The organism is Stutzerimonas sp. FeSN7, assembly GCF_030263795.1.
GTDB lineage: Bacteria > Pseudomonadota > Gammaproteobacteria > Pseudomonadales > Pseudomonadaceae > Stutzerimonas > Stutzerimonas stutzeri.
In genome coordinates this window covers 2574752-2588900 of the sequence record NZ_JARPMN010000001.1, presented here as the reverse complement: position 1 = coordinate 2588900, position 14149 = coordinate 2574752, and the positions used below count along the sequence as shown (strand labels likewise).

12 protein-coding genes are annotated in these 14149 nt (G+C 62.2%); 1 reads left to right on the top strand and 11 read right to left on the bottom strand.

Going from position 1 to position 14149, the window contains the following annotated elements; all coding sequences use genetic code 11:
• Position 1: 1 nt before the first annotated feature.
• The 9 genes from P5703_RS12115 to ccoN (P5703_RS12075) all read right to left on the bottom strand — a co-directional run bounded on the left by P5703_RS12115 (position 2) and on the right by ccoN (P5703_RS12075) (position 8656).
• Positions 2-502 carry a FixH family protein gene (locus P5703_RS12115; protein ID WP_017245337.1) on the bottom strand — a complete coding sequence of 167 codons (501 nt, stop codon included), beginning with the start codon at positions 500-502 and terminating at the stop codon, positions 2-4.
• Positions 503-513: 11 nt separating this feature from the next.
• Entirely contained in the window at positions 514-1926 is a 1413-nt protein-coding gene (gene ccoG, locus P5703_RS12110) for a cytochrome c oxidase accessory protein CcoG (protein ID WP_013982572.1), read from the bottom strand.
• Between the two features lie 137 nt (positions 1927-2063).
• Positions 2064-2981 carry a cytochrome-c oxidase, cbb3-type subunit III gene (ccoP, locus tag P5703_RS12105; protein ID WP_192476577.1) on the bottom strand — a complete coding sequence of 306 codons (918 nt, stop codon included), beginning with the start codon at positions 2979-2981 and terminating at the stop codon, positions 2064-2066.
• Positions 2982-3167, bottom strand: a complete 186-nt coding sequence (locus tag P5703_RS12100; protein ID WP_003294837.1) for a CcoQ/FixQ family Cbb3-type cytochrome c oxidase assembly chaperone — start codon at positions 3165-3167, stop codon at positions 2982-2984.
• Positions 3168-3173: 6 nt separating this feature from the next.
• Entirely contained in the window at positions 3174-3785 is a 612-nt protein-coding gene (ccoO, locus tag P5703_RS12095; protein ID WP_011912990.1) for a cytochrome-c oxidase, cbb3-type subunit II, read from the bottom strand.
• A gap of 12 nt (positions 3786-3797) precedes the next feature.
• Positions 3798-5225 (bottom strand): cytochrome-c oxidase, cbb3-type subunit I, encoded by a 1428-nt coding sequence (ccoN, locus tag P5703_RS12090; RefSeq protein WP_011912991.1) that lies wholly within the window; start codon positions 5223-5225, stop codon positions 3798-3800.
• Between the two features lie 352 nt (positions 5226-5577).
• The gene (ccoP, locus tag P5703_RS12085; protein ID WP_125866132.1) at positions 5578-6513 is read right to left on the bottom strand and encodes a cytochrome-c oxidase, cbb3-type subunit III; all 936 of its coding nucleotides are present in this window, start codon (positions 6511-6513) and stop codon (positions 5578-5580) included.
• 93 nt (positions 6514-6606) lie between these two features.
• The gene (gene ccoO / locus P5703_RS12080; RefSeq protein ID WP_003301811.1) at positions 6607-7218 is read right to left on the bottom strand and encodes a cytochrome-c oxidase, cbb3-type subunit II; all 612 of its coding nucleotides are present in this window, start codon (positions 7216-7218) and stop codon (positions 6607-6609) included.
• 13 nt (positions 7219-7231) lie between these two features.
• Positions 7232-8656 carry a cytochrome-c oxidase, cbb3-type subunit I gene (gene ccoN / locus P5703_RS12075; RefSeq protein WP_181121212.1) on the bottom strand — a complete coding sequence of 475 codons (1425 nt, stop codon included), beginning with the start codon at positions 8654-8656 and terminating at the stop codon, positions 7232-7234.
• Positions 8657-8718: 62 nt separating this feature from the next.
• Here ccoN (P5703_RS12075) and P5703_RS12070 point away from each other — a divergent pair, with 62 nt between their 5' ends.
• Entirely contained in the window at positions 8719-9405 is a 687-nt protein-coding gene (locus tag P5703_RS12070; RefSeq protein WP_285590176.1) for an alpha/beta family hydrolase, read from the top strand.
• A gap of 50 nt (positions 9406-9455) precedes the next feature.
• On the opposite strand, the gene P5703_RS12065 is transcribed toward P5703_RS12070, so the two are convergent.
• Positions 9456-11024, bottom strand: coding sequence for a methyl-accepting chemotaxis protein (locus P5703_RS12065; protein WP_279642111.1), 1569 nt, complete (start codon positions 11022-11024; stop codon positions 9456-9458).
• Between the two features lie 349 nt (positions 11025-11373).
• Positions 11374-14049, bottom strand: a complete 2676-nt coding sequence (gene acnA, locus P5703_RS12060; RefSeq protein ID WP_285587086.1) for an aconitate hydratase AcnA — start codon at positions 14047-14049, stop codon at positions 11374-11376.
• Positions 14050-14149 lie beyond the last annotated feature (100 nt).

Here is a 14149-nt window from a genome sequence, read left to right as displayed (position 1 = left end):
CTCAAGGCTTCAGTTCGAGCGCGCGGCCGGTTTCAACCGTCTTTTCACCATACAGGCGCCAGTCCTGGTCGCCTTCTCGGCCGAGGAGCTCGATGAAGCGTCGGCCGGTGATCGACTCCTGCATCTGTCCCTGATAGATGCCATCGCCCTGCGGTTGCAGGACCACGCGGCGGTCACGCTCCGGCTGGGTCGGGGAGAGCAGATTCAGCACCAGTTGCTGAGGCCGGCTCGCACCGCTCAGCTGCACCTCGGCCAGACCGCGCTCGTCATTGAGGACGATACGGGCCTGCATCTCCAGACGCTCCGCCAGCTTTTCGCGCTCGAGGGACTGGTTGATTCCTTTGCCGGCATCGTAGTAGTTGTCCGCCACCAGCGTATCGGCGTTGCGGATGGCAATCGTCAGCAACGACACCCCCAACACAACCGAACTCAGCAGAATCGCGATGACAAACCAGGCCCAGAACTGGGTGTACCAACGTGTTTGTTCGTTATCGGAGCGCATGCATTACCTTTCTAGCGGATGCTTGGGCCGATGAAACGGCTGTCGGCATCGTCATTGATCGATTCGTCGTCTACCGAACGGACATGGAAGACGATCTCATTGGTGCTCGAGGGCAGCTTCTCCGGTGCGATGGACAGTTCCACCGGCACGGTCACCAGCTCACCCGCTTCGGCCCGTATCTCGCTTCGGCCCTCATAGACCAGGCCGTCGAGACCCGAGGCCTCGATCACGAAGGTCTGCTCGCGCTGAGCCTTGTTCATGACCTTGAGGGTGTACACGTTCTCGATATTGCCTTGCTCGTTCTCGCGATAGAGCACGCGATCCTTGAGCACGTCCAGCTTGACCAGCGGGCGATCATACACGGCATAGGTGAACAGCCCCATCATCGCCAGCAGCGCGACCGCGTAACCGATCAGCCGCGGACGCAGCAGATGGGTCTTCTGGCCGGACAGGTTGTGTTCGGTGGTGTAGCTGATCAGCCCGCGTGGGTAGTTCATCTTGTCCATGATCGCGTCGCACGCATCGATACAGGCCGCGCAGCCGATACATTCGATCTGCAGACCGTCGCGGATGTCGATGCCGGTCGGGCAGACCTGCACGCACATGGTGCAGTCGATGCAATCACCCAGGCCCATGGCCTTGTAATCGGCGTCCTTCTTGCGCGGGCCACGCTTCTCGCCGCGGCGCGGATCGTAGGAAACGATCAGCGTGTCCTTGTCGAACATCACGCTCTGGAAGCGTGCATACGGGCACATGTAGATGCAGACCTGCTCGCGCAGATAGCCGGCGTTGCCGTAGGTGGCGAGCGTGAAGAAAGCCACCCAGAACAAGGCCCAGCCGCCAACCTGCAAGGTGAGTAGGTCAGGTACCAGTTCGCGGATGGGGGTGAAGTACCCGACAAAGGTGACCCCCGTCGCGAAGGAGACGAACAGCCAGATGCTGTGCTTGCCCAGCTTGCGGATGAACTTGCCGCCGCTCATGGGAGCCTTGTCCAGCTTCATGCGCTGGTTGCGATCACCCTCGGTGACCTTTTCGGCCCACATGAAAACCCAGGTGAACACGCTTTGTGGGCAGGTGTAGCCGCACCATACGCGGCCGGCGAACACAGTGATGAAGAACAGGCCGAAGGCGCAGATGATCAGCAGCCACGACAACAGCATGAAGTCCTGAGGCCAGAAGGTAGCCCCGAAGACATGGAATTTGCGCTCCGGAAGATCCCACCAGACAGCCTGTCGGCCGTTCCAGTTGATCCATGCGGTGCCGAAATAAAGGATGAAGAGAACCGCTCCGCCGACGCGGCGGACATTGCGAAACAGGCCGGAGAAGGCTCGGGTGTAGATTTTTTCACGCGCGGCATAGAGGTCAGCGGACGCTCCTGCCTTGGACGGAGGGGTTACATCACGAACGGGGATCTGCTCAGTCATCGAGTGCGTACCACGGCGGAAGGTGGGTGTCCCGGCCGATACGTGCCAACCGGGATCATTTTTCTGTCCAGCTGCGAATGGTACGCCCGGAGCGTTGAGGTCGGGTGTGACAGGTCGTCACTCCCGACCTCGGTCAATCACTGCTCCGGTTGCTGCGACAGGCTGTAGACGTAGGCTGCCAGCAGGTGAACCTTGTCATGGCCAAGGATCGCTTCCTGGGCAGGCATGCGGCCATTGCGACCGTAGCGCAGGGTCTGTTGGATCTGAGCGAAGCTCGAACCATACAGCCAAACGTTGTCGGTCAGGTTCGGCGCGCCCATGGCTGTAACGCCCTTGGCTTCCGGTCCATGGCAGACTACACAGTTGGCCGCGAAGATTTTTTGACCCTGCTCAATGTCGACGTTAATACCCTCTGGGGTATCACGGCCGGACAGGCTGCGAACGTAGCCAGCCACGTTGCGAATGCCTTCTTCGCCGATCACGTCCTTCCACGCCGGCATTGCAGCCTGACGGCCATGCAGGATGGTGGTCTTGATCGTCTCGGGCTCGCCGCCCCACAGCCAATCATCGTCGGTCAGGTTGGGGAAGCCATAGGCGCCCTTGGCGTCGGAGCCGTGGCAGACGGAGCAGTTGGAGGCGAACAGACGGCCACCCATCTTCAGCGCCTGCGGGTCCTTGGCCACTTCCTCTACCGGCATGGCGGCGTATTTGGCGTACAGCGGGCCGTACTGCTCGTCGGCCTTGTCCATCTCGCGCTGCCATTCCTTGACCTGAGTCCAGCCGTCCTCATAGCCGGGCAGCAGGCCTTTCCAGTTGCCCAGGCCGGGGTAGAGTGCCAGGTAGCCGAGTGCGAACACCACGGTGCCGACGAACAGCATGAACCACCAGCGCGGCAGCGGGTTGTCGTACTCCTCGATGCCGTCATAGGAGTGGCCAACGGTTTCTTCGGTGCTGTCAGGGCGTTGGCCCTTGCGAGTTGCCAGTAGCAGCCAGACCAGCGCGGCAATGGTGCCGAGGCTCAGCAGGGTGACGTACCAACTCCAAAACGAGGTCATTTATTTCTTACTCCTGGAAGCTTCTTCATCACGCTTCTTGGCGTCGGTCTCGTCGTCCGCGAAGGGCAGATTGGCGGCTTCGTCGAAGCTTTGCTTGCGTTTGCTGCTGTAGGCCCAGAGCACCACGCCAATAAAGGCGACGAATACCAGAATTGTGCCCAGGCCACGAAGAGTCCCGATTTCCATCATGCGTTACCGTTTGTTGGTGAGTGCGGTGCCGAGTACTTGCAGATAGGCCACCATGGCGTCCATCTCGGTCTTGCCACGAACGGCATCCCGCGCGCCGGCGATGTCTTCGTCGGTGTAGGGCACGCCGAGGGTGCGCAGCGCCGACATCTTCTTGGCGGTGTCCTTGCCATCGAGGGTCTTCTCGACCAGCCACGGGTAGGACGGCATCTTCGACTCGGGCACGACGTTGCGCGGGTTGTACAGGTGCGCACGGTGCCAATCATCGGAGTAGCGGCCGCCGACACGGGCCAGGTCCGGACCGGTACGCTTGGAGCCCCACAGGAACGGATGGTCGTAGACGCTTTCGCCGGCGACGGAGTAGTGGCCGTAGCGCTCGGTTTCGGCGCGGAACGGGCGCACCATCTGCGAGTGGCAGCCCACGCAACCTTCGCGGATGTACAGGTCACGGCCTTCCAGTTGCAGCGCGGTGTACGGCTTCATGCCCTCGACCGGCTCGTTGACGGCGTCCTGGAAGAACAGCGGGACGATCTGGGTCAGACCACCGATGCTCACCGCCAGGATCATGAACAGGGTCAGCAGACCGATGTTCTTTTCAAGTATTTCGTGGTTCTTCATCTATCCGTTTCCTCAAGCGATCTGCGCGGCAGCGTCGTACTGGGCTGCTTTGGCGACACGCACGGTGCGCCAGGTGTTGTAGGCCATCAGCAGCATGCCGGCGAGGAAGAAGGCGCCGCCGAGCGCACGGACGATGAAGCCCGGGTGGCTGGCTTCCAGCGCTTCGACGAAGGAGTAGGTCAGGGTGCCGTCTTCGTTGATTGCGCGCCACATCAGGCCCTGGGTGATGCCGTTGACCCACATCGAGGCGATGTAGAGCACGGTGCCGATGGTGGCCAGCCAGAAGTGCGCATTGATCAGGCCGATGCTGTGCATCTGCTCGCGACCGAACACTTTCGGGATCAGGTGGTACATCGAACCGATGGTGATCATCGCTACCCAGCCGAGGGCGCCAGCGTGTACGTGGCCGATGGTCCAGTCGGTGTAGTGGGACAGGGCGTTGACGGTCTTGATGGCCATCATCGGACCTTCGAAGGTCGACATGCCGTAGAACGCCAGCGAAACCACCAGGAAGCGCAGGATCGGATCGGTGCGCAGCTTATGCCAGGCGCCGGAGAGGGTCATCATGCCGTTGATCATGCCACCCCAGCTCGGTGCCAGCAGGATGATCGACATTACCATGCCCAGGCTCTGCGCCCAGTCCGGCAGGGCGGTGTAGTGCAGGTGGTGAGGACCGGCCCAGATATAAAGGGTGATCAGCGCCCAGAAGTGGACGATCGACAGGCGATAGGAATACACCGGACGCTCGGCTTGCTTCGGCACGAAGTAGTACATCATGCCAAGGAAGCCGGTGGTCAGGAAGAAGCCCACGGCGTTGTGGCCGTACCACCACTGCACCATCGCATCGGTCGCGCCCGAATAGATCGAGTAGGACTTGAACCAGCTCACCGGGATTTCCAGGTTGTTGACGATGTGCAGCATCGCCGTCACCAGGATGAAGGCACCGAAGAACCAGTTACCCACATAGATGTGCTTGGCCTTGCGCTTCATGATGGTGCCGAAGAACACGGCAATGTACGACACCCATACCAGGGTGATCAGGATGTCGATCGGCCATTCCAGTTCCGCGTATTCCTTGGAGCTGGTGAAGCCTTGCGGCAGCGTGATGACCGCCAGCACGATCACGGCTTGCCAACCCCAGAAGGTGAAGGCAGCGAGACCATCGGAGAACAGCCGCGTCTGGCAGGTGCGCTGAACCACGTAGTAGGACGTGGCGAACAGTGCGCAACCACCGAAGGCGAAGATCACCGCGTTGGTGTGCAAGGGACGCAGACGACCGAAGCTCGTCCACGGCAGGTCAAAATTGAGCGAGGGCCACACCAGCTGCGCGGCGATGAAAACACCCAGGCCCATCCCAATGATTCCCCACACCACCGTCATGATGGCGAATTGGCGAACCACCTTATAGTTATAAGCAGTCTCACTTATTGCTGTGCTCATGCAAGGCTTCCACGCTAATGGCATTTTCGAAGGCAAAAACGGCGGCAAGTATGGAGAAAGCAGGGGGGCAATGCAAACGACGCCCGGGCTCTCTTTGCTGGCCGAAACCCTGATTTAAAGCGTCTTCCGTGTGCTGTGCAGGGACGATTCGCACCAGGCCGGTGCGCGGGATTTATCGAGTTCGCCTTATGGTTCTAGGCGGGGCGGCGAATCGGAAGCAAAGCTTAAAAGTGCTGCTGCGGAGGGGGAAGGTCTTCGGTCGGCTGAGGATGCGACAGATAGTCGCAGCGCCGTGGAAGTTGCCTTGGAACAAGGCGGGAAGGGCGGTACGAGTGTACCGCCCTTTTACGACTCACTGCTTGGCGACTTGTTCCGGGTTTTTCGACAAGCTGTAAACGTAGGCAGCGAGCAGGTGCACCTTGTCGTTACCCAGGTACTGCTGCTGAGCCGGCATCTGGCCGTTGCGGCCGTGACGGATGGTCTGCTGCAGTTGGCCCAGGCTCGAACCGTAGATCCAGCCGGAGGCATGCTGCAGGTTCGGCGCGCCCAGCGCGGCCATGCCTTCGCCACCCTGGCCGTGGCAGACGGCGCAGGTCTGCGCATAGACCTCCTTGCCTTTGCCCAGATCGGCATCGGTGCCTTCCGGCAACGGCAGGCCAGCAAGTTCCTTGCGCACGAAGGCAGCAACGTTCTTCACGCCTTCTTCGCCGATGGCCTGGCCCCAGGCCGGCATTGCCGCGATACGGCCGTTCAGGATGCTGGTCTTGATCGACGCCGCATCACCGCCCCAGCGCCAGTCCTGGTCGGCCAGGTTCGGGAAGCCGAGAGATCCCTTGGCGTCAGAGCCGTGGCAGATCGCGCAGTAGTTGGCGAACAGGCGAGCACCCATTTTCACGGCTTGCGGGTCCTGTGCCACTTCTTCCACCGACATGGCAGCGTACTTGGCGAAGATCGGGCCGTACTTCTCATCAGCCTGGGCGACCTCGCGCTCCCACTGCTTCTCCTGGGTCCAGCCACCTTCGTAGCCGGGCAGGACGCCTTTCCAGTTACCCAGGCCCGGATAGAGCACGAGGTAAAGGATGCCGAATACCAGGGTGCCGATGAACAGCAGGAACCACCAGCGCGGTAGCGGGTTGTCGTATTCCTCGATGCCGTCGAAGGCATGACCCATCGTTTGATCGGTGGTGCCGGCCGACTCGCCCTTGCGGGTGGCGAAGATCAGCCAGAACAGAGCGACGATGGTGCCCAGCGTCAGCAGGGCGATGTATCCACTCCAGAAAGTGCTCATGTGCTACTCCTGGACAGCCCGAGCAACTCTGGCTGTCCGCGATTGAAGTCCCTGACGGCTGGCTTGGCAGCCGTCATTTTTTCTTGGCTGCGATTAGCGCTTGTTGGTCAGAGCCGTACCGAGCACCTGCAGATAGGCCACCATGGCGTCCATCTCGGTCTTGCCCTTGACGGAGTCGCGAGCGCCGGCGATGTCTTCTTCGGTGTAAGGCACACCGAGGGTGCGCAGCGCCGACATCTTCTTGGCGGTGTCCTTGCCGTCGAGGGTGTTCTCCACCAGCCACGGATAGGACGGCATCTTCGACTCGGGCACTACGTTGCGCGGGTTGTACAGGTGCGCGCGGTGCCAGTCATCGGAGTAGCGGCCACCGACACGGGCCAGGTCCGGACCGGTACGCTTGGAGCCCCACAGGAACGGATGGTCGTAGACGCTTTCGCCGGCAACGGAGTAGTGGCCGTAGCGCTCGGTTTCAGCACGGAACGGACGGATCATCTGCGAGTGGCAGCCGACGCAGCCTTCGCGGATGTACAGGTCACGGCCTTCCAGTTGCAGCGCGGTGTAGGGCTTCATGCCTTCGACCGGCTCGTTGACGGCGTCCTGGAAGAACAGCGGGACGATCTGGGTCAGACCACCGATGCTCACCGCCAGGATCATGAACAGGGTCAACAGCCCGACGTTCTTTTCTAGTTTCTCGTGCGATTTCATTTACCTAGGCTCCTCAGGCGATCTGCGCGGCAGCGTCGTACTCGGCGGGCTTGGCAGCCTGCACGGTGCGCCAGGTGTTGTAGGCCATCACCAGCATGCCGGCGAAGAAGATCGCACCACCGATCATCCGCACCACGAAACCGGGGTGGCTGGCTTCCAGTGCTTCGACGAAGGAGTAGGTCAGGGTGCCGTCGTCGTTGATCGCACGCCACATCAGGCCCTGAGCGATACCGTTAACCCACATCGAGGCGATGTAGAGCACGGTGCCGATGGTGGCCAGCCAGAAGTGGGTGTTGATCAGGCCGATGCTGTGCATCTGCTCGCGACCGAACACTTTCGGGATCAGGTGGTACAGCGCGCCGATGGACACCATGGCAACCCAGCCGAGGGCGCCAGCGTGTACGTGGCCGATGGTCCAGTCGGTGTAGTGGGACAGGGCGTTGACGGTCTTGATCGCCATCATCGGGCCTTCGAAAGTGGACATGCCGTAGAAGGCCAACGAGACCACCAGGAAGCGCAGGATCGGGTCGCTACGCAGTTTGTGCCAGGCGCCCGACAGGGTCATCATGCCGTTGATCATGCCACCCCAGCTCGGTGCGAGCAGGATCAGCGACATCACCATGCCCAGGCTCTGCGCCCAGTCCGGCAGGGCGGTGTAGTGCAGGTGGTGCGGGCCGGCCCAGATGTAGACGGTGATCAGTGCCCAGAAGTGGACGATCGACAGGCGATAGGAATAGACCGGACGTTCGGCCTGCTTCGGCACGAAGTAGTACATGATCCCGAGGAAGCCGGCGGTGAGGAAGAAGCCCACGGCGTTGTGGCCGTACCACCATTGGACCATGGCATCGGTCGCCCCGGCGTATACCGAGTAGGACTTCATCGCGGTGACCGGCATTTCCAGGTTGTTGACGATATGCAGAATCGCCACGGTCAGGATGAAGGCACCGAAGAACCAGTTGCCGACGTAGATGTGCTTGACCTTGCGCGTCGCCAGCGTGCCGAAGAAGACGATCGCATAGGCCACCCAGACAATGGTGATCAGGATGTCGATCGGCCACTCCAGTTCCGCGTACTCCTTGGAGCTGGTGAAGCCCAGCGGCAGGGAGATCGCGGCGAGCAGGATGACCAGCTGCCAGCCCCAGAAGGTGAACGCGGCCAGTTTCGGCGCGAACAGGGTGGTCTGGCAGGTGCGCTGGACCGAATAATAGGACGTCGCGAACAATGCACAGCCACCGAAGGCGAAGATCACCGCGTTGGTGTGCAATGGGCGCAGACGACCGAAACTGGTCCATGGGAGGTCGAAGTTCAGGAAAGGCCAGGCCAATTGTGCTGCGATGAAAACGCCGAGCCCCATCCCGACGATTCCCCACACCACCGTCATGATGGCGAATTGGCGGACCACCTTGTAGCTGTAGGCGGTACTGGTTGCTGTGTTCATGTATGGGCTTCCATCCACGGGTAATGAGCAGTTTTTTCTTTCTAATAGAAAGCGGGGCAAGGATGGGGAAAGGGCAATCTGCCGGTATTGACGCGGGTCAATACACACAAAGTGACAAAGGGCATCTCGTCGGCTGGAACCATCCGCAGGGCGTGGCGTCGGCCAGTCTGATTCTGGCCCACGGCGCCGGTGCGCCGATGGACAGTCCGTTCATGGAGCAAATGGCTGTGCGCCTTGCCGCGCGCGGGGTTGCGGTGTGCCGCTTCGAGTTCGCCTATATGGCCGCGCGGCGCCTGGGTGCGAGCAAAAGACCACCCAGCCCGCAGGCGCAGCTGCTGGCTCAGTGGCGGGAGGTCCATGCCGAGGTGCGACAGCAGGCCACAGGACTGCTGGCCATCGGTGGCAAGTCCATGGGCGGGCGAATGGCCAGCCTGCTGGCCGACGAGCTGGGTGTCGACGGTCTGGTGTGTCTGGGCTATCCGTTTCACCCGGCCGGAAAGCCGGAGAAAACGCGCACCGCCCACCTGGAGAAATTGCTCACGCCTACGCTGATCGTCCAGGGCGAGCGTGATGCGCTGGGTAATCGCGCGACAGTCGAGCAGTACCCGCTGTCAGCTGCCATCAGCTTGCACTGGCTGGCCGCCGCCGACCACGATCTCAAGCCGCTGAAGCGTTCCGGGCAGACGCATGATCAGCACATGAACGCTGCGGTCACGGCGGTGGCGACGTTTCTGCGAGGCTTGGCCTAGGCTTCAGGCCCGGTCGGCCGCCCAACTGGCTGACCGGGCGGGTTACCCGATCAGCGGTTGAAGCGCTCGACCAGCGAATACTGGCCCTCGGCCGTTGCGGTCAGCGCTTCGCTGAGCAATGCCGAGCTGCGCGCGTCGCCGGACGTCTGATCGGCCAGACGGGCGATGGTGCTGACGTTCTGGCTGATCTCCTCGGCCACTGCGCTCTGCTCTTCGGTGGCGGAGGCGATCTGGGTGGTCATGTCGATGATGTTGCCCATCGCCTCGTTGATTCCACTCAGGGCCTGGTCTGCCTGGATCATCTGCTCGACGCCACGGGCCGCGTGCACACGGCCCTGCTCGGTCGTGGACACCGCATGCTGAGCTTGCGATTGCAGCTTCTCGATCAGCTGGTGGATTTCGCCGGTAGCTGCCGCGGTACGTTGCGCCAGCTGACGCACCTCATCGGCGACCACCGCGAAGCCGCGGCCGCTGTCACCGGCTCGTGCGGCCTCGATTGCAGCGTTGAGCGCCAGCAGGTTGGTCTGGTCGGCGATGCTCTTGATCACATCAACCACGCTGCCGATGGCCTCGCTGTCGCTTGCCAGCTGGTTGACCGACTCGCCGGCTTTGCTGACCGATTCCGATAGCTGCTGAATCGCCTTGCGGGTGTCGGCGGTGACTTCGCGGCCGTGAACGGTCAGCCGGCTGGCTTCACGCGTGGCGTCGGCTGCCAGCGCGACGTTGCTGGCCACCTCCTGCGTCGTTGCGGCCATCTCATTGATCGCCGTGGCCACCTGCTCGGTTTCCTGATGTTGCTGCGCCAAGCCGTTGGCGCAATTCTGCGCCAGGGTATCGGCCTGTTTGGCCTGGCCCTGCAGCTGCACCGCCGTGTCCTGCAGGCGGGTCAGGCAGGTCTTCAGATGCGCCTGCTGGCTGAGCATCGCCATTTCCAGCTGGGCCTCGACGCCTCGGCTATCGGTGTACATGCAGGCGATAAGCGGGTCGCTGGTGGTCTCTTGAGCAAGCTGCATCAGGCGCCGCAGACCGCGCTGTTGCCAATGCAGCCCGGCAAGCCCGAGCGGAACGGACAGCAGCGCGGCCGCGACGAATCCCATCGCGTGATCGAAGGAAGCGCCTACCAAAAAGCCGACCTGGCTGACGAGGATGAACGGCAGCCACTTCTTCAATACCGGAAGCCAACTATTGCGGCGGGGCACACCGCTCTTGCCGGCGTTCAGTCGGGCATATAGCGCTTCGGCCCGTTGGACCTGCTCGCGGCTCGGCTTGGTTCGCACCGATTCATAGCCGGTTACCTGGCGTTGCTGATCCAGGATCGGCGTGACGTAGGCGTTGACCCAGTAGTGATCACCGGTCTTGCGCCGGTTTTTCACGATCCCCATCCACGGCTTGCCCTGCTTGAGGGTCACCCACATGTGTTCGAACACCGCGGGCGGCACATCGGGATGGCGCACCAGATTGTGTGGTGCTCGAATCAGTTCGTCGCGGCTGAAACCACTGACTTCGGCGAAGATGTCGTTGCAGTAGGTGATCTGCCCTTTCAGGTCGGTGGTCGAGATGAGGCGTTGCTGGTCGGGGAAGGCATATTCACGCTGGGATACGGGCTGGTTGTTACGCATCGACTTTTCACGCCTGGCATTGAATGTTCGGAGGAGCGCGCCTGACCTTTGATGTTCTTCTGAGTCTGGGCTGACCTATGGGTCGGCCATGGCATGGCGTTCTTGAGACGGCAAAGCTGATTCGAGGATCAACTTTGGTCGAAAGGCGACTGACGGCAGATTCGGCTTAATGGTTCTGCAATCTTTTTGCGAGAGGGTTAATGCGTGTCCGGACGTTCCGGTCGGCGGGGCGGTGGCGAAGTCAGGGACCGGACAGCGTGCATGGATGTTCAGGCGGCTGGAGATTGGACGCCAGTGGACGGCGAAACGCCGGTGCGAACGGATTCGCACCGGCGTTTTTTCTGCCTAATCAGCTGCCGATCAGCTGGCGCAATACATAGTGCAGGATGCCGCCGGCCTTGAAGTACTGGACCTCGTTCAGCGTGTCGATGCGGCTCAGCACCTGGAACGAATCGCGCGAGCCGTCCTGCCGTTCCACGTCGACGGTGAGCAGCTGGCGTGGCTTGATGTCCGCGCCGAGCCCTCGGATCGACAATTTCTCCGTGCCGTTCAGACCCAGCGACTGACGCGTCTGCTCGCCGACGAACTGCAGCGCCAGCACGCCCATGCCGATGAGGTTGGATCGGTGGATGCGCTCGAAGCTCTCGGCGATGACCGCCTTCACGCCCAGCAGGTTGGTGCCCTTGGCGGCCCAGTCACGGCTGGAGCCGGTGCCGTATTCCTTGCCGGCGATCACCACCAGCGGCACGCCTTCGGCCTGATAGCGCATGGCGGCGTCGTAGATCGACAGCTTTTCACCACTCGGCTGGTAGAGCGTGTTGCCGCCTTCCTCGCCGCCGAGCATCTCGTTCTTGATGCGGATGTTGGCGAAGGTGCCGCGCATCATCACTTCGTGGTTGCCGCGGCGCGAGCCGTAGGAGTTGAAGTCTTCCGGCGCCACCCCCAGCGACTGCAGGTACAGGCCGGCCGGCGAACTCGCCTTGATGTTGCCGGCGGGCGAGATGTGGTCGGTGGTGATGGAGTCGCCGAACACCGCCAGAACCCGGGCATTCTCGACGTCCGCCGGTGGCGCTGGTGGCTGGCCGATATCTTCGAAGTAGGGCGGGTTCTGCACGTAGCTGGAGCCGGCATTCCACTGATAAGTGTCGCCGGCGCTGATCGGAATCTTCTGCCAGTGCTCGTCACCGCTGAATACGTCGGCATAGCGGCTGCGGAACATCTCGCCATCGATACGCGCCACGGCTTCGGCGATTTCGGCGCTGCTCGGCCAGATATCCTTCAGGTACACCGGCTGATTCTGGCCGTCGTAGCCCAGCGGCTCGCGGTCCATGTTGATGCGCGTGGTGCCGGCCAGGGCGAAGGCGACCACCAGCGGTGGCGAGGCCAGCCAGTTGGCCTTGACCAGCGGGTGCACGCGGCCCTCGAAGTTGCGGTTGCCGGACAGCACCGACGATACGATCAGGTCGTTGTCGGTAATCGCCTGGCCGATTGCATCCGGCAACGGTCCGGAGTTGCCGATACAGGTGGTGCAGCCATAGCCCACCAGGTTGAAGCCGAGCTGGTCCAGATAGCGCGTCAGCCCGGCCCGCTCGAGGTAGTCGGTGACCACCTTGGAGCCCGGCGCCAGTGAGGACTTGACCCAGGGCTGACGCTTGAGCCCGCGCTCAACAGCCTTCTTGGCGACGAGGCCGGCGGCCATCAGTACATTGGGGTTCGAGGTATTGGTGCAGGAGGTGATTGCCGCGATGACCACCGCGCCGTGCTTGAGGTGGAAGTTCTCGCCCTTGACCTCCACCGAGGTGTCGGCCTGCTGCTTGCGCCCGCCGGTTTCCAGTAGCAGGTCGAAGTTGGCGCCGATATCGCCGAGCGTGACCCGGTCCTGCGGGCGCTTGGGCCCGGCTACGGACGGCTGCACCTGGGCCAGGTCCAGCTCCAGGGTAGCGGTGAACACAGGGTCCAGCGAATTGCTGTCACGCCACATGCCCTGCGCCTTGCTGTAGGCCTCGACCAAGGCAATGCGCTCCTCGTTGCGGCCGGTCAGGCGCAGGTAGTCGATGGTGATCTGGTCGACCGGGAAGAAGCCGCAGGTAGCGCCGTACTCGGGCGCCATGTTGCCGATGGTGGCACGGTCGGCCAGCGGCAGGTGATCCAGCCCCGGGCCGTAGAACTCGACGAATTTGCCGACCACGCCGTGCTTGCGCAGCATCTGCGTCACGGTCAGCACCAGGTCGGTGGCGGTGACGCCCTCGTTGAGCTTGCCGCTAAGGCGGAAACCGATCACCTCAGGAATCAGCATCGATACCGGTTGGCCGAGCATCGCCGCTTCGGCCTCGATGCCGCCGACACCCCAGCCGAGTACGCCGAGGCCATTGATCATGGTGGTGTGCGAATCGGTGCCGACCAGGGTGTCCGGGTAGGCGACGGTTTCGCCGTTCTCTTCGCGGGTCCAGACAACCTGGCCGAGGTATTCCAGGTTGACCTGGTGGCAGATGCCGGTACCCGGCGGCACCACGCTGAAGTTGTCGAAGGCCTGCTGGCCCCAGCGCAGGAACTCGTAGCGTTCGCCGTTGCGCTGCATCTCGATCTCGACGTTCTGCTCGAAAGCCTGGTCGCTGCCGAAGCGGTCGACCATCACCGAGTGGTCGATCACCAGGTCCACCGGCGACAGCGGGTTGATCTTCTGCGGATCACCGCCGGCCCTGGCCACGGCATCGCGCATGGCCGCGAGGTCGACTACTGCCGGGACGCCGGTGAAGTCCTGCATCAGCACCCGGGCGGGGCGGTACTGGATTTCCTGGTCCGAGCTGCGGGTTTGCAGCCAGCTCACCAGCGATCTGAGATCGTCACTGCGTACGGTCACGTCGTCTTCCCAGCGCAGCAGGTTCTCCAGCAGCACCTTGAGGGAGGTGGGCAGTCGGCTGATGTCGCCCAGCTGGGCGGCTGCGTCGGGAAGGCTGTAGTAGTGGTAGGTCTTGCCGGCAACCTCGAGGCTGCGGCGACATTTCAGGCTATCCAGGGAAGGCATTCCTCATCTCCTTGTGCCCACACGGTGAGGGCTGGCTGATGAACGAGCTTTGAAACTAGCCCTTGGGCAGGTGTTTCGCTACTGCACTGGACCGGGCGAT